At 51.5% G+C, this 24,786-nt stretch carries 15 protein-coding genes; 10 read left to right on the forward strand and 5 right to left on the reverse strand.

Going from position 1 to position 24,786, the window contains the following annotated elements:
- Window positions 1-13 precede the first annotated feature (13 nt).
- The 6 genes from bglX (at window position 14) to ISX59_RS18595 (ending at window position 12,548) form a co-directional block, all read left to right on the forward strand.
- Window positions 14-2,305 (forward strand): beta-glucosidase BglX, encoded by a 2,292-nt coding sequence (gene bglX / locus ISX59_RS18570; RefSeq protein ID WP_220576142.1) that lies wholly within the window; start codon window positions 14-16, stop codon window positions 2,303-2,305.
- 1,124 nt (window positions 2,306-3,429) lie between these two features.
- Window positions 3,430-6,426, forward strand: coding sequence for a TonB-dependent receptor (locus tag ISX59_RS18575; RefSeq protein ID WP_220576143.1), 2,997 nt, complete (start codon window positions 3,430-3,432; stop codon window positions 6,424-6,426).
- 95 nt (window positions 6,427-6,521) lie between these two features.
- Window positions 6,522-8,072: a RagB/SusD family nutrient uptake outer membrane protein gene (locus ISX59_RS18580; protein ID WP_350338590.1), complete on the forward strand. Its 1,551-nt coding sequence runs from the start codon at window positions 6,522-6,524 to the stop codon at window positions 8,070-8,072.
- 537 nt (window positions 8,073-8,609) lie between these two features.
- The gene (locus ISX59_RS18585) at window positions 8,610-9,905 is read left to right on the forward strand and encodes a glucoamylase family protein (protein ID WP_032539165.1); all 1,296 of its coding nucleotides are present in this window, start codon (window positions 8,610-8,612) and stop codon (window positions 9,903-9,905) included.
- A 135-nt stretch (window positions 9,906-10,040) separates the two neighbouring features.
- Complete coding sequence (locus ISX59_RS18590; RefSeq protein ID WP_032539166.1) at window positions 10,041-11,762, forward strand: family 43 glycosylhydrolase; 1,722 nt, start codon at window positions 10,041-10,043, stop codon at window positions 11,760-11,762.
- Window positions 11,763-11,774: 12 nt separating this feature from the next.
- Window positions 11,775-12,548: a dienelactone hydrolase family protein gene (locus tag ISX59_RS18595; RefSeq protein ID WP_220576144.1), complete on the forward strand. Its 774-nt coding sequence runs from the start codon at window positions 11,775-11,777 to the stop codon at window positions 12,546-12,548.
- Between the two features lie 100 nt (window positions 12,549-12,648).
- Here ISX59_RS18595 and ISX59_RS18600 read toward each other — a convergent pair whose 3' ends face one another.
- The 5 genes from ISX59_RS18600 to rpoN all read right to left on the reverse strand — a co-directional run bounded on the left by ISX59_RS18600 (window position 12,649) and on the right by rpoN (window position 17,994).
- Window positions 12,649-14,493: a 4-hydroxy-3-methylbut-2-en-1-yl diphosphate synthase gene (locus ISX59_RS18600; RefSeq protein ID WP_032539168.1), complete on the reverse strand. Its 1,845-nt coding sequence runs from the start codon at window positions 14,491-14,493 to the stop codon at window positions 12,649-12,651.
- Between the two features lie 217 nt (window positions 14,494-14,710).
- Window positions 14,711-15,217: a 5-(carboxyamino)imidazole ribonucleotide mutase gene (gene purE / locus ISX59_RS18605; RefSeq protein WP_005781966.1), complete on the reverse strand. Its 507-nt coding sequence runs from the start codon at window positions 15,215-15,217 to the stop codon at window positions 14,711-14,713.
- A gap of 177 nt (window positions 15,218-15,394) precedes the next feature.
- Window positions 15,395-15,775, reverse strand: coding sequence for a glycine cleavage system protein GcvH (gcvH, locus tag ISX59_RS18610; protein ID WP_005781967.1), 381 nt, complete (start codon window positions 15,773-15,775; stop codon window positions 15,395-15,397).
- 30 nt (window positions 15,776-15,805) lie between these two features.
- Window positions 15,806-16,486, reverse strand: a complete 681-nt coding sequence (locus ISX59_RS18615; RefSeq protein ID WP_220576145.1) for a hypothetical protein — start codon at window positions 16,484-16,486, stop codon at window positions 15,806-15,808.
- A gap of 29 nt (window positions 16,487-16,515) precedes the next feature.
- Entirely contained in the window at window positions 16,516-17,994 is a 1,479-nt protein-coding gene (gene rpoN, locus ISX59_RS18620; RefSeq protein WP_175636620.1) for an RNA polymerase factor sigma-54, read from the reverse strand.
- A 197-nt stretch (window positions 17,995-18,191) separates the two neighbouring features.
- Between rpoN and ISX59_RS18625 the strand changes: the two genes are divergently transcribed.
- The 4 genes from ISX59_RS18625 (at window position 18,192) to ISX59_RS18640 (ending at window position 24,772) form a co-directional block, all read left to right on the forward strand.
- Window positions 18,192-19,565: an aminopeptidase P family protein gene (locus ISX59_RS18625; protein ID WP_005811625.1), complete on the forward strand. Its 1,374-nt coding sequence runs from the start codon at window positions 18,192-18,194 to the stop codon at window positions 19,563-19,565.
- Window positions 19,566-20,374: 809 nt separating this feature from the next.
- Window positions 20,375-20,836 (forward strand): DNA-binding protein, encoded by a 462-nt coding sequence (locus tag ISX59_RS18630; RefSeq protein WP_122330447.1) that lies wholly within the window; start codon window positions 20,375-20,377, stop codon window positions 20,834-20,836.
- Between the two features lie 402 nt (window positions 20,837-21,238).
- A complete protein-coding gene (locus tag ISX59_RS18635) occupies window positions 21,239-23,176 on the forward strand; it encodes a DUF3857 domain-containing protein (protein ID WP_122330448.1) in 1,938 nt (645 codons plus the stop codon).
- A 15-nt stretch (window positions 23,177-23,191) separates the two neighbouring features.
- Window positions 23,192-24,772: a DUF3857 domain-containing protein gene (locus ISX59_RS18640; RefSeq protein WP_220576146.1), complete on the forward strand. Its 1,581-nt coding sequence runs from the start codon at window positions 23,192-23,194 to the stop codon at window positions 24,770-24,772.
- Window positions 24,773-24,786 lie beyond the last annotated feature (14 nt).

The following is a 24,786-nucleotide window of genomic DNA, read 5'->3' on the forward strand; positions in this document are numbered from 1 at the left end:
AACTGTAAAGACCATGAAACATTTTGTACGAAGAATGCAGGCGTTCGCCGCTTCTTTGGTCATAGTGGCCGCCGGGGTACAGGCGCAAAAGGCTCCCCGGGATATGGACCGCTTTATCGACCAGTTAATGAAAAAGATGACGCTGGAGGAGAAGATCGGCCAGCTCAACCTGCCCGTGACCGGAGAGATCACTACCGGACAGGCAAAAAGCAGTGATGTGGCCAAACGCATCCGTAACGGAGAAGTAGGGGGACTGTTCAACCTGAAAGGGGTAGAACGCATCCGTGAGGTCCAGCGGCAGGCGGTGGAGGAGAGCCGTCTCGGTATTCCCCTGTTGTTCGGTATGGACGTGATACACGGATACGAAACCATTTTCCCTATTCCTCTCGGCTTGTCGTGCACTTGGGATATGAAAGCCATCGAGGAGTCCGCCCGTATAGCCGCCATCGAGGCCAGTGCCGACGGTATCTCGTGGACATTCAGTCCGATGGTGGACGTCAGCCGTGACCCGCGCTGGGGACGTGTGTCCGAGGGGAACGGCGAAGACCCGTTCCTCGGTGCTGCCATCGCCCGTGCCATGATACGCGGGTATCAGGGAAAGGACATGAGCCGTAATGACGAGATAATGGCTTGTGTGAAGCACTTTGCCCTTTATGGCGCATCTGAGGCGGGACGTGATTATAATACGGTAGACATGAGCCGCCAGCGTATGTTTAATGAATACATGCTGCCCTACCAAGCCGCGGTCGAGGCAGGTGTCGGAAGCGTGATGGCCTCGTTCAACGAAGTGGACGGTGTGCCCGCCACCGGCAGCAAATGGCTGATGACCGATGTGCTGCGCAAGCAGTGGGGTTTCGGCGGATTCGTGGTGACGGACTATACCGGTATCAACGAGATGATCGATCACGGTATGGGTGACCAGCAGACAGTTGCCGCCCTTGCTCTGAATGCCGGGGTCGATATGGATATGGTGAGCGACGCCTTCAGCGGTACACTGAAGAAATCGGTGGAAGAAGGCAAAGTATCGGCAGCTGCCATCGACGCTGCCTGCCGCCGCATTCTGGAAGCAAAGTATAAGTTGGGACTGTTTGACGATCCTTATAAGTATTGTGACGTAAGCCGTCCCAAGAAACAGATTTTCACCAAGGAACATCGTGCCGTTGCCCGTAAGACGGCTTCGGAGAGCTTTGTACTGCTGAAAAACGAAGGTGTGTTGCCACTCAGCAAGAAGGGTACCATTGCCGTAGTCGGTCCGCTTGCCGATACCCGTTCCAACATGCCGGGCACCTGGAGCGTGGCTGCCGTACTGGATAATGCTCCTTCGCTGGTCGAAGGGCTCAAAGAAGTAGTCGGTAACCGTGCGGAGGTGGTAACCGCCAAAGGAAGTAATCTGATAGGCGATGCCGAATATGAAAAGCGCGCCACGATGTTCGGACGCGAACTGCACAGAGATAACCGTACGGATCGCGAGCTCCTGGACGAGGCACTGAAAGTGGCTGCCAAAGCCGATGTCATTGTCGCCGCGCTGGGCGAATCATCCGAGATGAGTGGAGAGAGCAGCTCCCGTACCAATCTGGAAATGCCGGACGTGCAGAAAGCGCTGTTGCAGGAATTGCTCAAAACAGGAAAACCCGTTGTGCTCGTACTCTTCACCGGCCGCCCGCTGGTGCTTACTTGGGAGGAGGAACACGTGCCTGCCATCCTGAACGTATGGTTCGGAGGGAGTGAAGCCGCTTATGCCATCGGTGATGTCCTTTTCGGTGATGTCAATCCCAGTGGAAAGCTGACCGCTACTTTCCCGCAAAATGTGGGGCAAATCCCATTGTTCTACAATCATAAGAATACCGGCCGCCCGTTGCAGGAAGGACGTTGGTTCGAGAAGTTCCGCAGCAATTACCTCGATGTGAGCAACGAGCCGCTCTATCCGTTCGGTTACGGATTGTCCTACACAACGTTTGCTTACAGCGATATCCACCTGAGCAGCACAGAGATGAGTGCCGACGGAGAACTGACGGCAACCGTTACCGTCACCAATACCGGCAGTCGCGACGGTGCAGAGGTGGTTCAGCTCTACATCCGTGACCTGGTGGGCAGTGTCACCCGTCCGGTGAAGGAGCTGAAAGGTTTCGAGAAGATTTTCCTTAAAGCCGGAGAGTCCCGCAAAGTCAGTTTCAGCATCACACCGGAATTGTTGAAGTTCTATAATTATGATTTGCAATTTGTTTGCGAACCGGGCGACTTCGATATAATGATCGGCGGAAACAGCCGGGATGTGAAAAAGGCAAGATTCTTGCTGAGGAAATGAAACTGTGAATAAGAGTTTACCGCAGAGGGCACGGAGTCTTATAGAAAAGCTTTTTCTTTCAAATATCCTATAAACTAAAGATAAAAATTCGGTGAGGCTCTGTGCAACTCTGTGGTGAATCAAGCGACTATCCAACTCTTTCCTTCTATAGATATTCCCAGTACGTTAATTGGCTATCAATTACTGATTCGCATGAATAATATAGAAAATAAGATTGCATTTTCAATTTATTGTTTTATCTTTGTAGAATTATAAGATAAACCTAACTTTAATCTCCGTCACAATAAAATCCAGACTTAAAAAAGACTTAAAATCAATTCATTCATATTTACATTATTATTTAGGAAACCGCTACTTGTAGCGGTTTCTTTTTTGTACAAAACAGGAAAATTGCAAAAATGTCATTTAGATGCCTATATATCGTCACTTAAGCGGTGGCGAAACATCGCTTAAGCGATGAAAAATCATCGCCTAGGCGATGATTTTTAAGGGGTAAAACGACTCCAAATGACTATTGGTAATTAGTTATAACATTCTATAAGGGAAAAATTTGCTCTTAAATTGATACAAAATGAAGAGCTGCTTTCCTCTCTTTCACTACCCGTCTCTTTCATCCGGAAAGAATCCGTTCCTAAACCAGACAAGTCTATTATTTTTATCTTAGAATATAGTAAGCGGAAAGATTCTCTCTTCTATTAAAGTCTATAGCGTAAATACTTCATAGCGGATATAGAAATAAATATGATTCACCACAGAGGACACAGAGGACACAGAGATTAATCAGCTGCGCTCTATCTGTTTTCAGATATAAGAACAGATAAAGAACAGATCAGAATAATATGCCCTCTGGTTCTTCTGTCTAAATAAAAACTCTGCGTCCTCTGTGTACTCTGTGGTGAATTCTAAACTGAATAGCCTCGACCCCTCCCAACCGTTTCATTTCCTTTCCTGAAACCTCTTTTTATTTTATTGAATATTAATTAATTATATCACTTTGTAGTAGGGATGCAGTACTCCGGAAATCCCGTTTTTTTCTTCATGGTACTCTTGTAGTACCCCTTTTTTTGACTTACATCAATTTACCTTCTAAGTTTGCAGCAGAATTTTAAATCAGTACCAAAACGATGAAAAAAAATCTGTTTACCCTATGTATGATGTTGCTGCTTTCTACGCTTTCTTTTGCGCAAGGCAGCCTGACCATCTCGGGTGTTGTCACCGAGAAGAAAACAGGAGAGCCTATCATTGGCGCCAGTATCCTACTGAAAGGGCAATCGTCCGGAACTATCACGGACTTTGACGGCAACTATTCTATTTCAGGTATCCCGTCGGGCGCCACTCTTGTTTTCAGTTACATCGGCATGAAAGCACAGGAGGTCAAGGTAACCGCCTCTTCAAAGCTGAATATCTCTCTTGAAGAGGACAATCAGCTGTTGGACGAAGTAGTTGTAGTCGGTTACGGCGTGCAACGCAAATCCGATCTGACCGGTTCGGTAGGCACGGTGAAGAGCAAAGACCTTACGAAAGTAGCCACTCCCAATGTGGCGAATGCCCTTCAGGGACGTGTCTCCGGTGTCTATATCTCAGCCAACGGTGCTCCCGGAAGCTCGCCCGAAGTGCGTATCCGCGGTATCGGTACAACGAATAACAGCAACCCCCTTTATGTGGTGGACGGAATGTTTATGGATGACATCTCTTTCCTGAGCACACACGACATCGAGTCGATGGAGGTGCTGAAAGACGCTTCGGCAACCGCCATGTACGGTTCGCGCGGTGCCAACGGTGTAATCATCGTTACCACCAAGCAGGGGACGGAAGGAAAAGCGGTGGTGAACTTTACGGCCAGCGAAGGATTCCAGTTCAACAACAGCAGCTTCGAGATGGCCAATGCCACCGAATATGCTACGCTGCTGAACGAAGCACTGGTCAACACGGGCGGAAAACCCAAGTTTGACGACCCTGCTTCACTGGGCAAAGGAACCAACTGGTTCGACGAAATCTTCCGTGTGGCTTCCGTACGCGACTATCAGCTCAGCGTCAGCGGCGGGTCGGAAAAGGTGCGCTACAACCTCAGCGCTGGATATTACCAGCAGGACGGCATCATCACCGGAAACACCTACAACCGCTTCACTCTGCGTGCCAACAATAGCTACAAGATCAGCAAACGGCTGACCCTCGGGCACAATCTGTCGGCCTCTTTCAGCCATAAGAAGAACGAAAACAGCGCGGTGGTGAAAGCTGCCTATACCATCAGTCCCGTGAAGCGTCCCTACAATGAAGACGGGAGTTTTATGGATTCCGAAAGCGCCTCTTCTGCCAATCCCGTCGCCACACTCCATTATACAAACAATGACGACTGGAAAGAACGTATCGTGGGCAGCGCCTTCCTGAACTGGAATATCCTGAACGGGCTTGACTTTAAAACCAGCCTCGGCATCGACTACATCAACGGACGCCGCCGCAACTTCGTGCCGAAATACTACGTTTCGGAAACACAGAAGAACGAAACCAACAGCCTCTCCAAAACCTGGGACCGCGACTTCACCTGGTTGTGGGAGAACCTGCTGACTTATGACTGGAAGATCAATGATAAGAACCGGCTCAACCTCTTGGGAGGTATCACGGCGCAGAAGCGTGTTTACGAATTGCTGGAAGGCACCGGACGCGACTTCTTCTCCGATAACGAAAACTACTGGTATCTCGACCAGGCTTCGGCCGGCTCCAAGTCGGTGGCCAACAACGGATACCACGAAACAATGATGTCTTATCTCTTCCGTGCCAACTATGCGTTGATGGACCGCTATCTGCTGACTGTCTCGGTCCGTGCCGACGGTTCATCCAAGTTCGGTCCTGACAACCGTTGGGGCTACTTCCCCTCAGTAGCTGCCGGATGGAGAGTCTCCGAAGAAGCGTTCCTGAAAGACCGCGTGCAGTGGCTGAGCAACCTGAAGCTCAGAGGAAGCTGGGGACAGATCGGTAATGATAAGATAGGTAACGACAAATACCGGGCGCTCGCCAATATCTCTCCGTCCTATGATGCCGTGTTTGGCGGCGTGTTCTATCCCGGCGGAACCATCACGTCACTCTCCAACCGGAGCGTCCATTGGGAACGTTCGGAGCAGATGGACCTCGGCTTCGACCTCGGACTGCTGAACAACCGCTTTTCACTTGAACTGGACTATTATCGCAGGGACACGAAAGACATGCTGGTGACGGTGGATGTACCGGCTTCCGTAGGCCTCACCCCGGTAGAAACAAACGTGGGGGCGGTGCGCAACAGTGGTGTGGACTTTACCGTGAAATGGGAAGATTCGCTGAAAGACTTCCGGTATGGTATCCGTCTGACAGGAACGACCATCAAAAACGAAGTCATCAGCCTGGGCGGCAAACGCATCGCCAGCGGTGACATCGGCGCCGGAAAATCCGTACAGATGACCGAAGAGGGAAAGCCGATTAAATATTTCTATGGCTACAACGTGATCGGCATTTTCCAGAACGAGGCACAGATCAAAGACTACAACGAGCGTGCCGCCGCTGCCACCGGAAATGCCGGACAACAGTATCAGAACAACGTAGGTCCCGGCGACCTGATATACGAAGATGTAGACGGTGACGGATACATCACGGCCAACGACCGCAAGGATCTGGGCAGTCCCACTCCCAAGTTCATCGGCGGTCTGGGCATCAGTACTTCCTGGAAAGGATTCGACCTCTCTATCGACTTCCAAGGCAACTTCGGAAACAAGATATTCAATGCCAAGCAGGTGGAACGTTTCTCCGGTTCGGACAACTGGGACCGCTCCTTCCTCGACCGCTGGACACCCGAAAATCCGAATACCATGACACCGCGAATGACCTTGGAAGGCAACAACTATCAGGTGTCGAGCCGCTACGTAGAGAGCGGTTCGTACGTGAAGCTGCAAACAGTCGAGTTGGGATATACCTTCCCGAAGTCATGGATGCAGAAGGTATCCGTGCAGAACCTGAGAGTATACTTCTCCGGCAACAACCTGGCCTACTTTACCGGCTATAACGGCTTCACACCCGAAGTACTGGGCGGAATCGACCGCCAGATCTATCCCGTGACAGCTACCTGCCGCTTCGGGCTGAACGTTACTTTCTAATATTAAATGATATAGACATGAATACGATTCACCACAGATTACACCGATTAACACGGATACTTTAATCTTATTACCAATGAAATAATTATTAATCGGTGAAAATCTGTGTAATCTGTGGTGAACCCAAAACCATTACAATGAAAAAGATATATTCAATATTACTGGCTTCGGCACTGACCTTTTCTTCCTGTGCCGATTTCCTCGATGTGGATTCGCAGGGGAAACTGACCGAGGACGTCTTCTTCGGCGAAGAAGAAGGCGCGTTGATGAGTATTAACGCCATCTATACCCAACTCCGGGCGTGGGACATCATCGGGTTCTCATGGTTTGCCATCACCGAGCTGCCCGGCGACAACTCCGATACGGGCAGTGAGCTGGCCGACGGCAGTGTGGCACGGCTGAACCTGTTTAACGATTTTACTTACGATGCCTCTACCGCCGAGATCAACGGCTGGTGGGAAGGCAATTATAAAGCTATCGCTTCGTGCAATGTGGCTCTGGACAATCTGGGCGCGGTGAAGAACGAAGAACTCCGGGTGAAGTGCGTTGCTCAGGCCCGTTTTTTCCGGGGATTCTTCTACTTCAATCTCGTACGTGCTTTCGGCGGGGTGCCTTTGGTGACGAAGGTGTTGCAGCCCGGCGAATACAACCAGCCCCGGGCAACCGAAGATGCCGTCTATCAACAGATCATCGAAGACCTTACCTATGCCGCCGAGCATCTGCCTACCCGTCAGGAGTGGGGTGCGAAAGAGTCGGGACGTGCCACCAAGGGAACGGCCGAAGGACTGCTGGCTAAAGTATATCTCTTCCGCGGGGACTATGCCAACGTGAAGAAATACACCGGTCAGGTGATTGCCCGCGGCGAGTACAGCCTGCACCCGGATTATCGCGACCTGTTCAATCCTAACTCTTACTATTCGGACGAAGTGATGCTCGCCGACCAGTACCTCTGGGGCGAATCGACCGAACGCAACCTCGAATCGGAGTATGTGAAGTGGCAGGGCATTCGCGGCGTGATGGGCTGGGGGATGTTCTCTCCTTCCGAAGCCCTCGACCAAGCCTATGAAACAGGAGATCCGCGACGTACGGCAACCATCTTCTACGATGGAGAGACACTGGAGGGAAAGGGCGAGATCCATTTCAAGAAAGAAGTGCCGCCCCGTGCCAACAAAAAGACCATCTGGCCTACCGGTTACTGGAACGAGAATTCGTTTGCCAAACAGAATTGCCACCTGATCTTTCTGCGTTATGCCGATGTGCTGCTGATGTATGCCGAAGCCTGCAACGAATTGGGTGAAACCCGGGAAGCCCTCGATAAACTGGAGATGGTGCGCGCACGTGCCCGCAGAACAGTACATCCGGCGGATATGACAGTGGGGCTGCCCGAGATTACGGAAACCGGTAAAGAGAAGCTCCGCGAGATCATCTGGAACGAGCGCCGCATCGAGCTGGCTTTGGAGGGACACCGTTTCTTCGACCTGATCCGTGCGGACAAGGTGGTGCCGGGCTATGCGGAGAAGATGATGAAGGCACACGGGAAGACAAACTTCTCTATAGCAAAGCATGCTACATTCTTCATTCCGCAGAAACAGGTGGATATTTCGCAAGGGGTTCTCAAAATCTCATCCCCCGGCCCCTTCTTTTAACCTTTAAGAGAAGGGGAGGAGGCTGCGCGATGGAGATACGGCGTTCCGCCGTCGAAAGGGGACTGCGTCCCCCTTGCCCCTGTGGGGATTCCGAAGTGCGGTAGAGATGGCGGCCTCCGCCGCCCCGAAGGACAGTGGGGAGTAGGCAGAGCTGGGTGAGAGAGGAAAGGTAGGTTTTCTTTTCTTTCGGTCTTGTACTTACTTCTAAGTTTGTGCTTGTGTTTAGCTTTGCGTCCACTCTTGGGTTTGCGTTCACCCCGACTTTATGTTCACATTCAATTAAAAAGTATATATATAACCAGTTCATTTAAATAGAATCATTCCAATACTATCAATTCCATGATTACACCCGGCGTCCTCCCCACCGTCCTTTGGGGCGGCGGAGGACGCCATCCCCTCTGCACTGCGGAATCCCCACAAGGGCAAGGGGGACACAGTTCCCTTTCGACGGCGGAACGCCGTATCTCCACCGCGCAGCCACCTCCCCTTCTCTTAAAGGTTAAGAGAAGGGGCCGGGGGATAAGATTTTGAAACATTATGAAACATACCCTATTATTTCTTCTTCTGATCTGTGCCTCCTCGTTGCAGATCACCGTTGCAGGCAATCGTCCGAAACTGACTGACGACGAGTTGATGACCCTTGTCCAGAAACAAACCTTCCGTTATTTCTGGGATTTTGCCCATCCCGAATCCGGCCTGGCGCGTGAGCGCAGCAACGACCGTCTGGAAGTTGCGACGATCGGCGGTTCCGGCTTTGGCGTGATGGCAATTATAGTCGGAGTGGAGCGCGGCTTCATCACCCGTGAGCAAGGAGCAGAACGTCTGCTCAAGATAGTAGAGTTCCTCAACAAAGCCGACAGCTATCACGGCATCTGGGCACATTGGATGGACGGTGCAACCGGAAAGACAATCCCCTTCAGCCGTAAGGATGATGGTGCCGACCTGGTAGAATCCGCCTTCATGTTCGAAGGACTGCTGGCAGCCCATCAGTACTTCGACCGGGATACTCCCACTGAAAACCGGGTGCGGGGACTCATCAACTCCCTCTGGCATCAGGCCGAGTGGGACTGGTTCACCCGTGGAGGTGAAGATGTACTCTACTGGCACTGGTCACCCAATAACGGCTGGGCAATGAATCATCAGCTGAAAGGGCAGAACGAGTGCCACATAGCCTATGTGCTGGCTGCCTCTTCACCTACTTATCCCATCCGCGAATCGGTCTATCATAAAGGATGGGCCAACTCGATCACCTTTAAGAACGGCAAGGAGTTCTACGGCATCCGTCTGCCGCTGGGCACCGACTTTGGCGGACCGCTCTTCTTCACCCATTACTCTTACCTCGGACTCGACCCGCGCGGGCTTAAAGACCGCTATGCCGACTACGGTGAGCAGATGAAGGCGCATACCCTGATCAACCGTGCCTATTGCATCGACAACCCGAGGAAGTACAAAGGATACAGCCGCAAATGCTGGGGACTGACGGCAAGTGACAACCATCTGGGCTACTCGGCGCATTGCCCGCAGAACGATCTGGGAGTGATCACTCCGACCGCGGCCATCTCTTCTATTCCTTATACCCCGGAACATTCTCTGGAAGCTATGCGTTACTTTTACGAAGAGCTGGGCGACCGCCTTTGGGGAGAATACGGCTTCAAGGATGCCTTCAACCTGACCGAGAACTGGTTTGCACCTTCTTATCTGGCCATCGACCAGGGCCCTATTGTGGTGATGATTGAGAATTACCGCACGGGGCTGATCTGGAAACTGTTCATGAGCCATCCCGATGTGCAGAGAGGGCTGAAGAGACTGGGGTTCAGTTCAGAATCAAAATAAATAAGATAAAGGTTCACCACGGAGTAACACAGAGTCTCACAGAGTTTTGATTTTTTATTAATGGGATTTCTAAAAAGAAAAAACTTCTCTGTGAGACTCTGTGTTACTCTGTGGTGAAAACATACCGTTACAACCATGAAACAGCTATTTCTCCTTTTACTCTTCTTCCTGTCCCCGGCTCTTGCTCCCGCACAGGATATGCGGCAGGATACCTACTGCAATCCGCTGAACATAGATTATACATATATGATCTATAACTCCGACAAGGACATCTCTTACCGTTCCGGTGCCGATCCGGCGGTGGTCAGGTTCCGCGGCGAATACTATATGTTCGTCACCCGCTCCAATGGCTACTGGCATTCTAAGGATCTGCTGAACTGGGACTTTATCACTCCCAAAAACTGGTATCCGCAGGGAAGCAACGCCCCCGCCGCCCATAACTACAAAGACTCTGTGCTCTACGTCACCGGCGATCCGTCCGGTTCGATGAGTATCCTTTACTCCGACGACCCGAAGCGGGGAGAATGGAAAGCCACCCCCGCCATCTTGCATAACCTGCAGGACCCGGACCTGTTTATCGACGATGACGGTCAGGCCTATATGTTCTGGGGATCGTCCAATATCTATCCCATCCGGGGAGTGGAGTTGGACAAGAATCACCGCTTTCTTCCCAAAGGAGAGGTGAAAGAGCTTTTCAACCTCGACATGCCCCGCCACGGTTGGGAACGTTTCGGCGAGAACCACAGCGACACGGTTCTGGGAGGTTATATCGAAGGTCCGTGGCTGACCAAGCACAACGGGAGATATTATATGCAGTACGGTGCTCCCGGCACTGAGTTCAATGTCTATGCCGACGGCGTTTATGTAGCCGATCATCCGATGGGGCCTTACACCTATCAGAAACACAACCCCGTGTCGTATAAACCGGGCGGATACATGAACGGTGCCGGACACGGAAGCACGGTCCAGGGCCCCGGCGGAGCGTACTGGCATTTTGCTTCGATGGCCCTTTCCATCAATGTCAACTGGGAACGCCGCCTCTGCATGTTTCCTGCCGGATTCGATAAAGACGGCATCATGTACGTAGATACCCGTTTCGGAGATTATCCACGTTATGCCCCCGCTGTGCCCGGCAAGAGGGGACGGTTCCGGGGATGGATGCTCCTGTCTTACCGCAAACCGGTGACAGCGTCTGCCGTGAAAGGCGGATTCGGACCTGCTGCGCTGACGGACGAGCTGACCAAGACCTTCTGGCTTGCTGAGGCGAACGATGAACGTCAGTGGGTGATGATCGATCTGGAGAACCCTGCCCGCGTTTGTGCCGTGCAGGTGAACTATCACGACTATCAGAGCGATATGTACGGCCGGATTCCCGGCTTGCGCCATCGCTACGTTATCGAGGGTTCTACCGACGGAGAGACCTGGAATACGCTGGTTGACCGCAAAAGCAGTTATAAGGACACACCGAATGACTATGTGGAGCTTGAGACTCCGGCCACGGTGCGTTACGTCCGGTATAGGAACATCGACGTACCCACTCCGAATCTGGCTATCTCCGAGTTGCGCGTATTCGGCCTCGGCTCCGGCAAAGCTCCCCGCCGTCCCGGCAAACTGACCCTTGACCGGCATGCCGACCGGCGGGACATCACCATCCGTTGGGAACCGGTGAAAGGTGCGCAGGGGTACAATGTGCTCTGGGGCATCGCTCCCGATAAGTTGTACAGTTCGTGGATGGTATACGACGGCACCGAGTTGCTCATGAAATCTCTGACCACCGACCAGGATTATTATTTCGCCGTGGAGGCCTTTAATGAAAATGGTGTATCTTTACCCTCCGAACCCCAATATGTAGAATAATCCCGAATAGCCATGAAACAGTTTGTTCTTTTCTTCCTCAGTCTCTTCCTGCTGACCGTGGGTGCCCGTTCGCAAGAGGCGTATCAGAAAAAAGTATTCATCTCCTCCCGGGGAGATTCGCTGAACTACCGTTTGCTTCGTCCGGAGTCGGAAAAGCCGGGGCAGCAATATCCTTTGGTGCTCTTTCTGCACGGTGCCGGCGAGCGGGGGAGCGACAACGAGAAACAATTGACACACGGTGGACAGATGTTTCTCAACCCCGTGAACCGTGAGAAGTATCCGGCATTTGTCCTCGTGCCTCAATGTCCGGAGAAGGATTACTGGGCATACGCCTCCCGCCCTTCTTCGTTCGTTCCTTCGGAGATGCCGGTGGGACAGGAGATTACTCCCGTCTTGCGTGCGGTAAAAGAATTGCTGGACACTTACCTCGATTTGCCTTCGGTGGATCGTGACTGCGTTTACGTAGTGGGTCTTTCTATGGGAGGCATGGCGACGTACGACCTTGCCATCCGCTTTCCGGATACATTCGCCGCCGCCGTCCCCATTTGCGGCACGGTGAATCCCGGACGCCTGGCCGATGCCGTGAGTGTCCGTTTCCGCATTTTCCATGGGGATGCCGATAACGTAGTGCCGGTAGAAGGCTCTCGCGAGGCTTATAAAGCGTTGAAGAAACTTGGAGCAGAGGTGGAATACGTCGAGTTTCCCGGTTGCAATCACGGCAGCTGGAATCCGGCTTTCAACTATCCCGGATTCATGGAGTGGCTCTTTGCCAGCCGAAAGAAGTAAGGTGCCAGGAGCTCACCCTTTCTTAATCCGTGGTGCTTTCTTTCTGTTGATTACTTATTCGTCGGCGGGACTAACTGTCTTCTTTGGGAGACGATCAGGATTAAGCCTTCTCTTCGTAGTCACCGTTTGCCTTAATCAGTTCGATCAGTTTTTCCACGGCTTCTTCTTCGGGAATATTCTTCTCGATGCACTCCTTCCGTTTGTAAAGGCTTACCTTGCCACGGCCGGCACCCACGTAGCCATAGTCGGCATCCGCCATCTCACCGGGTCCGTTGACGATACATCCCATGATGCCTATTTTCAGTCCCTTCAGGTGTGAGGTGGCTGCTTTGACACGGGCAATCGTACTTTGCAGGTTGAACAGTGTCCGTCCGCATCCCGGGCAAGAGATATACTCCGTCTTGCTGGTGCGGATGCGTCCCGCTTGCAGGATGCCGAAGGCGGTAGCGTCGATCACCGCATGGCTCAGTTCCCCTTGGTTAAAGAGATAAATGCCGTCACACAGACCGTCGAATATCAGTGCTCCCATGTCCGCACCGGCCTTGATTTGCAGATCTTCGGCTGCATTTTCGGAGTAGTGCTGGAAGAAGATGACCGGGTTCTGCAACCCTTCCACCGTCAGTTGATGGGCCAGCGCACGATGTTCGCCTACGCGGTTAGGGTGGTTGCTTTGCGAGATCACCACTACTTCGGGATGTCGTTTCAGGCAGGCCACTACCTCGTCCGTAAGTGCCATATAAGGAATGAAGAAGAACTTCAGTCCGGCGGCGCACGTTTCCATCAGCTCCAGTTGGGCATAATTGAAAGCGGGCCACGTGTCCGGTTCTTCTTTCCACACGTCGGCGTCGAGGATGTATTGCATACCTTTTTCCGGCTGTTCGGGCAGTTCACGTCCGGCGTAGATATAATCCGGCGTGAATTGCGGGTTGGTCTCCGTCCGTCCGTCCATGCGGTCGGCAAGCACTACCGGCAGATGGTCGCCGCCAATGTTCCGCACCGGTTGCGTTTTGCGCCTCGTCGGAGAGAGGTAGTTGAAGTCCGGTGCCTCCATGCCGGGGATGTATGGGTGATCCTGTCTCCCAACGATGTAGTCGACCAGTTTGCGTGCCACGGGAATTTCGGCTTCCGGCTCCTCACTCAGTGAGACGCGGATGGTGTCGCCCATTCCGTCGGACAATAAAGCACCGATGCCCAAGGCCGATTTGATGCGTCCGTCTTCTCCGTCGCCAGCTTCCGTCACACCCAGGTGAAGCGGGAATGCCATGCCTTCCTGTTCCATCACGGCCACCAGCAAGCGTACGGTTTTCACCATTACCACTGTGTTGGAGGCCTTGATCGAGATTACGACATCCGTGAACTTCTCGTCCACGCAGATGCGCAGGAATTCCATGCACGACTCTACCATACCTTCGGGTGTGTCGCCATAGCGGGACATGATGCGGTCGGACAGTGAACCGTGGTTCACGCCGATGCGTATGGCCGTATGATTTTCTTTGCAGATATTGAGGAAGGGAACGAAGCGGTCGCGTATCTTCTGCAGTTCGGCGGCATACTCCTCGTCGGTGTATTCCAGTTGCTTGAACGTGCGTCCCGGGTCTACGTAGTTGCCCGGATTGATGCGTACTTTCTCCGCATATCGGGCTGCCACGTCGGCTACCTTCGGGCTGAAGTGTACATCGGCCACAAGCGGAACCATGTATCCGTCACTGCGCAGTCCGATGTTGATGTTCATCAGGTTTTCGGCTTCTTTCACCCCTTGTGTGGTGAGGCGGACGTACTCTCCGCCGGCATCTACGATGCGCTTTGCCTGAGCCACACAAGCTTCGGTGTCCTGCGTGGCGGTATTGGTCATCGACTGGATTCGGATAGGGTTGGAGCCTCCCAACGGAGCAGCCCCGATGTTCACTTCCGAAGTTTCCCGCCGGGAGTAGTTGAATAAATCCATTTTGTTGTATGTAATTGGAGTCGCTTTACGACCGGACGATTTACTGCTTACGAGAGGAGTGTCGAAACTCACCACAGAGGACACAGAGTAACACTGAGTGAATTTAAACCATTGATTATCCATATTGATAATTTGTGAAAATCTGTGTAATCTGTGGTGAAAAGAGTTCCGCCTTCTCCCGTAACCGTAAACGGTAAATCGTCCGTCATAAATCTTCTCAGTTTGTTTTAAACTCGTATTTGATCTCTTTCAGCTCTTCATTAGCTTTTACGATCTTCTTTTTCAGCCCCTCCTTATAGGCAATGAATTTCGTTTCGAGTTCTTTGTTTTCCAATGAAAGCATTTGTACGGCAAGGATGGCAGCGTTCAATGCTCCGTTGATGCCTACGGTTGCCACAGGGATTCCCGGAGGCATCTGTACGATGGCCAGAAGCGCATCCATTCCGTCGAGAGACGACTTGATAGGTACACCGATTACCGGCAGCGAGGTGGAGGCGGCAATCACGCCCGGCAGGTGGGCGGCCATGCCGGCAGCGGCGATTATTACTTTAATGCCGCGTGAGCGGGCATTCTTGGCAAACTCTTCCACAGCTTCGGGAGTGCGGTGAGCCGAAAGCGCGTTCATTTCGAACGGCACGTGAAGGTCATTGAGCAACTGAGCGGCCTTCTCCATAACTGGAAGGTCGGAAGTGCTACCCATGATGATGCTTACAATTGGGGTCATATTGTTTTAATTATACGCTAAATGTTTTCTTTCTTTAGACTTGCATGGCTTAGAGGTTCACCACAGATTACACAGATTGGCACAGATTCTGATTTATCTCGTTAATATTTAAGATTAAAAGTTCTGTGTTAATCTGTGTAATCTGTGGTGAACCCGATTCGTCTCTGCTTTAAATCTTTATTCGTTCACCAATGCCTTGTAACTTTCTGCATTCAGCAGGTTGTCAAGGTCGGCAGCATTGGCAGGTTTCATTTTGATGAGCCAGCCTTCGCCGTATGGGTCTTTATTCACCAGCTCGGGGTTTTCTTCCAGTGCGGGGTTTTGTTCCAGTACTTCGCCTGCAACGGGCAGGAAGAGGTCGGAGATGGTCTTTACTACTTCGATGGTACCGAACACTTCGTTGGCTTCCAGGGTTTCACCTTCGGTAGGAATGTCGACAAATACGATGTCGCCCAGTTGTTCCTGTGCATAGTCGGTGATACCTACATAAGCTGTGTCGCCCTCAAGGCGGATCCATTCATGTTCGTTGGTGTACTTTACATTCTGTGGGAAGTTCATAATGATTAGTTTTTAGGATTGATACTATGTTTAAAATAAAAATATACGGAACAATACGTTGCTGAGCGGGTGGAGCACCAGCAGCGAGCAGACGAAACCGACGGTAAAGCCGGCAAGGACTTCGCCCAGCGTGTGATGTTGCAGGATGATGCGTGCCGAGCCTAATATCCCTGCTATGAGGATGAAGAGGCAGAGCCACCACACCGGGTTGTAGCTGAAGAGCGCACTGAACGAGACCAGTCCGCCTACGATACCGCCCATGCCTGCCATGTGTTCACTCAGCTTCCACTTCAGGTTGACAAAGATGCAGATGACCAGCACGACCAGCGAGGCCAGTATGATGCCTGTCATATACCAGGGGATGTTCAGTTTGTGCATCATCATCAGGCAGAAGACGTAGGAGATGATGGTGAGCAGGATCGGCACATAGCGTTTCTTGCGGTCGCTCAGGTCCTGGCGGGCAAAGCCGTTCACTTTGCGGAACAGGAAGATGGTCATGGTGGGCATCAGGATGGTGAAGCAGTAGACAATGCCCAATACGATGAGTTTGTACTGCAACGGCATGATGCGCAGGTAAGAGAACAGGAACAATACGAGGAAGGCCAGAAAGGGGATAGAGAATGGAGTCAGTATTCCCGAAATGATTTTGGCCGTACGGATCAGTGTCCTGTCAGCTATGATATGTTGCTCTGTCTTCTCTTCTTCAGCCATTGGGTTTTGTTCTTTTTGATTATGCTTTTTTATTTTCTCAGTCTCGCCACCGGGATGTTGAGTTGCTGGCGGTACTTGGCCACCGTCCGGCGTGCGATGGGGTATCCTTTTTCTTTCAGTATTTCGGCCAGTTCATCGTCGGTCAGCGGTTTCTTTTTGTCCTCGCCGTCGATGCATTCTTTGAGGATTTTCCGTATCTCACGTACCGACATCTCTTCGCCGTCTCCGGTGGTATATCCGTCGCTGAAGAAGAACTTCAGGGGATAGATGCCGTAGTTGGTCTGTACATATTTGCTGTTGCTCACGCGCGAGATGGTCGATATGTCGAGTCCCGTACGTTCGGCCACGTCTTTGAGGATCATCGGGCGGAGCAGCGACTCGTCGCCTTCGAGGAAGAAGGGGCGTTGCAGGTCGATGATGGCCTGCATGGTGGTCATCAGCGTATTCTGGCGTTGCTTCACCGCGTCGATGAAGCCTTGCGCGGCATCCATCTTCTGTTTGAGGAACATCATGGCCTCTTTCGATTCTTTGGACTGGTTGGCCTTGTTCTTCGTATGTTCCTCCACCATCTCGGTGAAGTCGCGGCTCATGCGCAGTTCCGGCAGGTTCCGGTTGTTGAGGCTGATGTTGATGGTTCCGTCGTCGTAGGTATCGACGATGAAGTCGGGGACGATCTGTTGCAGGTTCCGTCCGATGGCTTCACCCAATGACGCACCCGGGCGCGGATTGAGCTTGGTGATCTCTTCGAGTGCCTTGTAGAAGTACTCTTCGTCCAGTCCGAGCTTCCTGATGATCTTCTCCCAATGCTTCCGGGTGAATTCTTCGTAGCACTCGCTGATGATCTCTTCTTCCGTTGCTAACAGGGGGTCCGCGGTATGCGGTTGTTTTTTCCGGCGGATCTGGATCAGCAGGCATTCTTGCAGGCTGCGTGCGCCGAGGCCGGGAGGGTCGAAGTCCTGTACGATTTTCAGGGCTTGTTCCAGTTCTTCTTCCGTCGCGTTGATGCCGGCATAGATGGCCAGTTCGTCGCCGATGCTTTCGAGCGACTTGCGGAGCAGGCCGTCATCGTCCAGCGAACCGATCAGGTATTCTGCCAGTTCGCGCTGATGTTCGGTCAGGTCGCGTTCGCCCAGTTGCTCTCTCAGGATTTCGTAGAATGACGTGGCGTCCGAGAATGGGATCTCTTCCGCCTGCTCGCCTTTGGAGCGGTTGTTTTCCTGGAGTTTATAGTCGGGGATGTCATCTTCGGTCAGATAGTCGCTCAGAGAATCATAGTCCGTATCGCCTTCTGCTTCCCCTTCGGCGGTTTCGGCAGGGGTGATTTCGTCGGAGGCGTTTTCTTCTTTGCCTTCTTCAAGGGCGGGATTCTCCAGCAGTTCGGCATGTACACGGTCTTCCAGTTCCACAGCCGGTAGCTCCAGTAGCTTCACTACCAGAATTTGCTGCGGTGAGAGCGTTTGTATCTGCTGCTGCGCCTGCGATTGTATCTGACGGGAACCTTGTGCCATACGTTGAATGCTTTACGTTTTTTTTGTTTCTCGCTACAAAAGTAATGAATTGTTCGATATAGCGAAATGATTTATCCGATAAAAGGAGTTAAAGGAGGAAACGGGCGGAGAAGGCGGCGGAATTAAAGCTTTCCATCTTCTTTGCCAATTCATCCTTTGTTTATATCTTTGCCTTCATAACTTAAATACATACCATTATGTTCAGCAAAGAGACATATATGCAGCGCAGAGCCCTGCTGAAAAAAACATTAGGCTCCGGAGTATTGTTGTTTTTGGGTAACGACGAGTGCGGGTTGAACTACGAGGACAATACGTTCCGCTATCGTCAGGATTCCACCTTTCTTTATTACTTCGGCCTTTCGTTTGCCGGACTTTCTGCTATAATCGACATTGATGAAGATAAGGAAATTATATTTGGCGACGAGCTTACCATCGATCACATCGTGTGGATGGGTACACAGCCGACGCTGAAGGAGAAGAGCCAGCGGGTGGGAGTCAGCATCACCATGCCTTCGGCGGACATCATCGGCTATCTGCACAAGGCGGTGCAAAAGGGCCAGGCCATCCATTACCTGCCTCCTTACCGTGCCGAGCATAAGCTGAAACTGATGGACTGGCTGGGAGTGCCTCCCGCACGCCAGGAAGGGTCGGTACCCTTTATCCGCGCGGTGATCGCGCAGCGGAGTTACAAGTCGGCCGAGGAGGTTGTCGAAATCGAGAAGGCTTGTGACATCACGGCAGATATGCACCTTATTGCCATGCAGATGCTGCGCCCCGGGATGGTGGAGTGTGAAATAGCAGCTGCCATGCAAGCCGTGGCGCAGGCCAATGAAGCCGAACTTTCGTTCGCTACCATCGCTACGGTGAACGGACAGACACTTCACAACCACTATCATGGCAACACGGTGAAGCCGGGCGATCTGTTCCTGATCGATGCCGGTGCCGAGACGGAGATGGGATATGCCGGCGACATGTCGTCCACCATCCCTGCCGATAAGAAGTTCACGCAGCGGCAGCGCGAGGTTTACGAGATACAGAATGCCATGCATCTGGAGTCGGTGAAAGCACTCCGTCCGGGCATTCCTTATATGGACGTGTACGATTTGTCGGCACGCGTGATGGTCGAAGGCCTGAAAGGACTCGGACTGATGAAGGGAAATGCCGAAGACGCCGTACGTGAAGGTGCGCATGCCCTGTTCTATCCTCACGGATTAGGGCACATGATGGGGCTCGACGTGCACGATATGGAGAACCTGGGCGAACTCTGGGTGGGCTACAACGGACAGCCCAAGAGCACGCAGTTCGGCCGTAAGTCGCAGCGTCTCGCCATACCGTTGGAACCGGGCTTTGTGCATACCGTTGAGCCGGGTATTTATTTCATCCCCGAACTGATAGACTTGTGGAAGGGACAGAAGAAGTTTACCGACTTTATCAATTACGATAAAGTGGAGACGTACAAGGACTTCGGGGGCATTCGTAACGAAGAGGATTATCTGATTACGGAAACGGGGGCCCGCCGTTTAGGAAAGAAGATTCCGCTGACACCGGACGAGGTGGAAGCGCTAAGATAATTTTTTTTTCATTGTAGCATTGCTAAGATGTGAATCCAGGTGATGCACGTTTTATTTTATTTACTCGGATGAAAATCCGATTGTGATTTTAATTTGTGTTAATGTTGGGATTGTCCGGATGTGAATCCGGGCAATCTTTTTTTTTGCCGGTTTTAAAAAAAAAGAAAGAAAAGAGTTGCTTTCCCGGCTCGAACAGGATACCTTTGTACGTGCTTTAATAACACATTTTTCATAGCCAGTAATATTGCTAAGATGTGAATCCAAGTAATTTACTTTTTATAGACTGGTTCAGATAGCGATCTGAGCATGACAATAGATTTAAGTTAATATTGCAGATTGGCCGGATGCGAATCCGGGCAATCTTTTTTTTGCCGGTTCTTAAAAAAAGAAGGAAAAGAGTTGCTTTTCCAGTTTGAATAAAATACCTTTGTTAAAGATTTAAGGAATCTGTTTTCTGCAAATAAAAACGATTGTTGAAACAGAGGTCCTCCGTCTAAGAAAAAGAAACAGATAACACTTTATACATATCAAAAGCAGATATAGTTTAATTTTTTTTTTTTTTCATAATATTACCGCTACTAAGATGTGAATCCAGGTGACGGATTTAAGTTTTAAGATTTAATTTGAACCTTCTTCAAATTAATGATTCTATTGTTTGCCGATTGCCTGGATGTGAATCCGGGCAATCCTCTTTTTTGCCCGGTTCTTAAAAAAAAACAAAGAAAAGAATTGCTTTTTTAAATTTAACTAAATACCTTTGGAGGACATTAACAATTTTCTATTAACAACCTTTCTAAAATCTTAAAATCATGGGTGGACTATACTATAACTTGGCGTTACGAAATAGTGATGTGGCAAATAAAGATTCTGAAAAACTATATTATTGTGTCTTGAAGAACAGAGGCGTGGTAGATCAGGAAACATTAGTCAATTATCTGAGTCAGATATCCGGAGTTCAAGATGCCTTATGCCTGGCTGTGCTTTCCAAGTTGGGAGCAGCGATTACCAATTTCCTGAAAGACGGGCAGAGCGTGGAAATTCCACATTTGGGCTCTTTTAATCTGACGGTGAACAGCAGTGGAGTAAAAACACTTGATGAGGCAAAAGCATCGCAGATAAAGTCTATCAATCTGCGCTTTTCTTCTAAGGAAGAAGCTGACTTGGTATTAAGCCGATGCACACTGACCCGGAGTGTTTTGATGACCAATACAAATGATGTAATTAAAGAAAAGGATCCAAGCGGTGAAATCGTGGACGATCCCACTGCGTAATCAGTATAAAATATTTCACATGTAACTTTAGATAAGCCGCTGGAAACAGCGGCTTTTTTATTACAAATAGCTTTTTTGGCGAAAATTTCTTCCGAGAGTCGATATGTCGTTTCTTAGGCGATGACGAAACATCGCCTAAGCGATGAAAAATCATCGCTTAAGCGATGATTTTAAGGGGTCAAAACACCTCTTTTTTGTTTTTAGTAATATAATTTTATAACCTTCTTTTCTCGGTTTTAGTATTAAAAATGAACAGATGTAAAGCGTCCCTTCTACCGTCCGATACTTTATTTTCAAATACTTCTCCTGATACCTTTTGTTTTTATCCATCGATGTACTACTTTTGTCTGTTGCAGACAGAAAATAATGAAAACCATTCACAAATTATTCAATTCATAAACTATGCGTAAAATAAGCAATGTCCTCCGGGCAGCTTCATGTTGTACCTTCTCGCTGCTGATGTGCCTCCCGACTGCCGGGCAGGATGCATGGAGCCAGGCAGACTGCGTGACCCTGCTGGACAGTACCGCGGTGACTGTAGAGCCCAATGGCTCAGGTAGTTTCGCTGTGTACCGGTCCTTTAGAGTGCAGACCCCCAAAGGGGCAGTAAACAATCATGTGATCAAGTATGATTACGATCCGCTGACGGCATTTGCCCGTTTCAAGCAGGTCACCTTGCAACGTGCCAATGGCGAAACAGTGCAGGTGGACGTAACGAAAACCTGCGATTATGCCGCTCCCGCACGGGCCATCTACTGGGGAGCCCGCCAGATTATGATCGAACTCGGAAGCCTGGAACCGGGCGATACCGTCTCTTACGAAATCAGTAAAAAAGGATTCACTTATGCCCTGCTGGCCGGGGGAGAGGACGATGACACGCGATTCATCCCGCCCATGCGGGGACAGTTCTATGACATCGTTCCCTTCTGGGTGGACCAGCCTACGCGGCGCAAAGTGTACACCGTCAGTATGCCGATGGAGAAGGAACTCCAGTTCCAGTTCTATAACGGGGCCTGCGCCTCGTCGATGCGTTACGAAGACGGACGCAAGGTGTATACCTTTGCCAAGAACGAGGTGCTCCCTTTCGGGCGTGAACCGAACATGGTCGATCTTTTTGATGAAGCTCCGAAGCTGATGATGTCTTCCACGCCGAGATGGGAAGATAAATCGCTCTGGTTTCATGACCTGAACGAGGCATACGGCAGTTTCGACGCCCTGCCCGAAGCGCAGCAGAAGGTGAACGAACTCATAAAAGGTAAAAAGACGGAGATGGAAAAGATCGCCGTGCTGACGCATTGGGTGGCCGACAATATCCGCTACGCCGGTATCAGCATGGGCGAGGGGGAGGGCTTTACGCTTCACAACACGAAGATGAACTACACCGACCGTTGCGGCGTATGCAAGGATATTGCCGGCACGCTGATCTCCTTCCTGCGTATGGCAGGTTTCGAGGCTTATCCGGCGATGACGATGGCGGGAAGCCGCATCGAGAGCATTCCGGCCGATCATTTCAACCATTGCGTGGCAGTGGTGAAGTTGGCGAATGGGATGTATATCCCTCTCGATCCTACCTGGGTGCCGTTCTGCCGCGAGCTGTGGAGCAGCGCCGAACAGCAACAGAACTATCTGCCGGGCATTCCGGGAGGTTCCGATTTGTGCCTGACTCCCGTGTCGGCTCCCGAAAACCATTACGTGCGCATCGTCGCCGAAAATAAACTGGACGCGAAGGGAACGCTGCGGGGCACGTTCTCGATCACTGCCGAGGGACAGTCGGACAGCAGCATCCGCCGCATCTTCACCCAAGGATGGCAGACCGAATGGCAAAGCACGATGGAAAGCCAGTTGCTCAGTGTTTCCCCCCGGGCCCGCATGTTGAAAGTAGATTACGGAAGTGCGCCGAAAGATTATCAGGCGGGACCTATCCGCATCACGTTCCGTTACGAGATCCCCGATTATGCGCTTGCGGGCGACGGCGAACTGTTGCTGAAACCGATGGTGATGAACAATCTCTATACCAGTGTTCTCTCGTTCCTGCGCATCGACACCGATTTGGAAACCCGCCGGTATGGCTTCCGTGACGCTTGTTCACGTCTGGTGGAGCTGGACGAGGTGATTACTTTACCCCGGGGATACCGCTTGGCGGGACAGTCGCGGAGCGAACAGAGGACCAGCCCGGCAGCCGACTTTGAGGGGTCGTTGCGGCAGGATGGCAACAAGCTGGTGCTGAAGCAGAAACTTGCCCTGAAGAAGCGCATATACCGGGCTGCCGACTGGGAAGGATTCCGTTCGGCGGTGAATGCCTACAAGAGCTTCGCGGATTATTTGATTGTTAAACCTTAAAAAGATTGCCGTCACATGACAAAAATACATACCCTTCTGCTCCTTTGCCTGTTTGCGCTGGTTCTTCCGGTCGCCGGTCAGGAAGCGGAATTCAAGAAAATAAAAGAAAGCTGGACGTTGCGGGCCGATGGTTCGCAGGTCTATCGTCACATGAAAGTCCTGACACTGTATACCCATACAGCCATGAACCGCACCTATGGTGAGTCGTTCATTACGTACGATCCCCGTTATCAGACCTTGGAGATCCACGAATCGTATACCCGGCAGAAAGACGGGAACATCGTGAAGACACCCGATAATGCTTTTGTCGAAGTTCTTCCTGCGGCGGCAGCCAATGCCCCGGCATTCAACGCTCTGCGGGAGATGGTAGTGGTGCACACCGGGCTGGAATTAGGTGCTACCGTTTATCTGGATTACTCCATCACGAGCAAGCCCGGATATCTGCCGGAAATCAACGTCTGCCGTCAGTTGGAACAGTCTTCTCCGGTGAAAGAGTACGAAATCAGCATTACCGTTCCCCAAGGACAACGGCTGGAATATGCACTCGACAACCTGAAGTCGAAACCTCTCGTCACCGAGAAAGAAGGCATGAAGCAGGTCAGCTGGGTACTGAAAAACCTCCCTGCCCTCAGCCGCGAACCGCAAGTGTCGGTGATCGGCGGTGAGCTGCCTTTGCTGACCGCTACGACGGAACAGAAACCGATGGCGTTCCTCTCCGCACAGTGGGAGCGGGAGGCGGATGCCCGGCTTCGCACCCTTGCCGGAAAACTGACTGCCGGCACGAAGAGCGATGAAGAGAAAGTGAAAGCCTTACAGAGCTATGTGATCGACAATCTTTATTACTCACCTCTCCCGTTGAGCGAAACCGCTTATCGCATCCGTCCCACTGCCGAGGTGCTCCGTTCGGCCTACGCCACCGAGGCCGAGAAAGCGAATCTGCTGGCTGCGGTCCTGAGGGCTGCCGGCCTGAAAGCCGAGATCGGGGCGGTCTGCGTTCCGTCCGCGAACACCGCATCTTTGGGGATGGGCAGCATCCGCGAACTGTTTGTGTGGACCGAAGCCGGAGGCAGGCAGCAAGCCCTGTCCCTGAAAGGCAAAACCCCCTCCGCCGTCTCCTGGCAGAAAGATCATGCCTACGTGGCCATGCTGACACAGCCGTTTGAACTGAATCTTCCGTCCGCCGTTCTCAATAAGGAATATACCTTGCAGCCCGATAAGGCGAAAGTCAAAGACGGATATCTGGTCTTCACACTCCCGGCAGAGCGGGGAAGCCTCGCCAATTCTCAGTATGTCCGCTATAACAGCAGGCGCACCTCCAACCTTTTGTTGCCCGGAGCGGCGGACGAGACTTTCACCTATCTGGCAGAGACTCCCGAGGGCATGCGGCTGGCTACTCCGGCGATGGAGAAGAAGATAGACAACGCCGTAGGCACGCTAATCATTTCCATCCTCCCCGAAGGCGGACAGACGCGGGTGGTCCGGAGCCTGAAACTGAAAAAACAAATAATCCGTCCGGCCGATTATGCCGCTTTCCGTCAGCTGATGATAGAGTATGGGGCGGTGGACGGACGGACACTCGTGTATAAAAGCAAATAAATAAAACCCGATAA

The sequence above is a fragment of the Bacteroides sp. FSHCM14E1 genome (assembly GCF_019633785.1).
In the GTDB taxonomy this organism is placed as follows: domain Bacteria; phylum Bacteroidota; class Bacteroidia; order Bacteroidales; family Bacteroidaceae; genus Bacteroides; species Bacteroides hominis.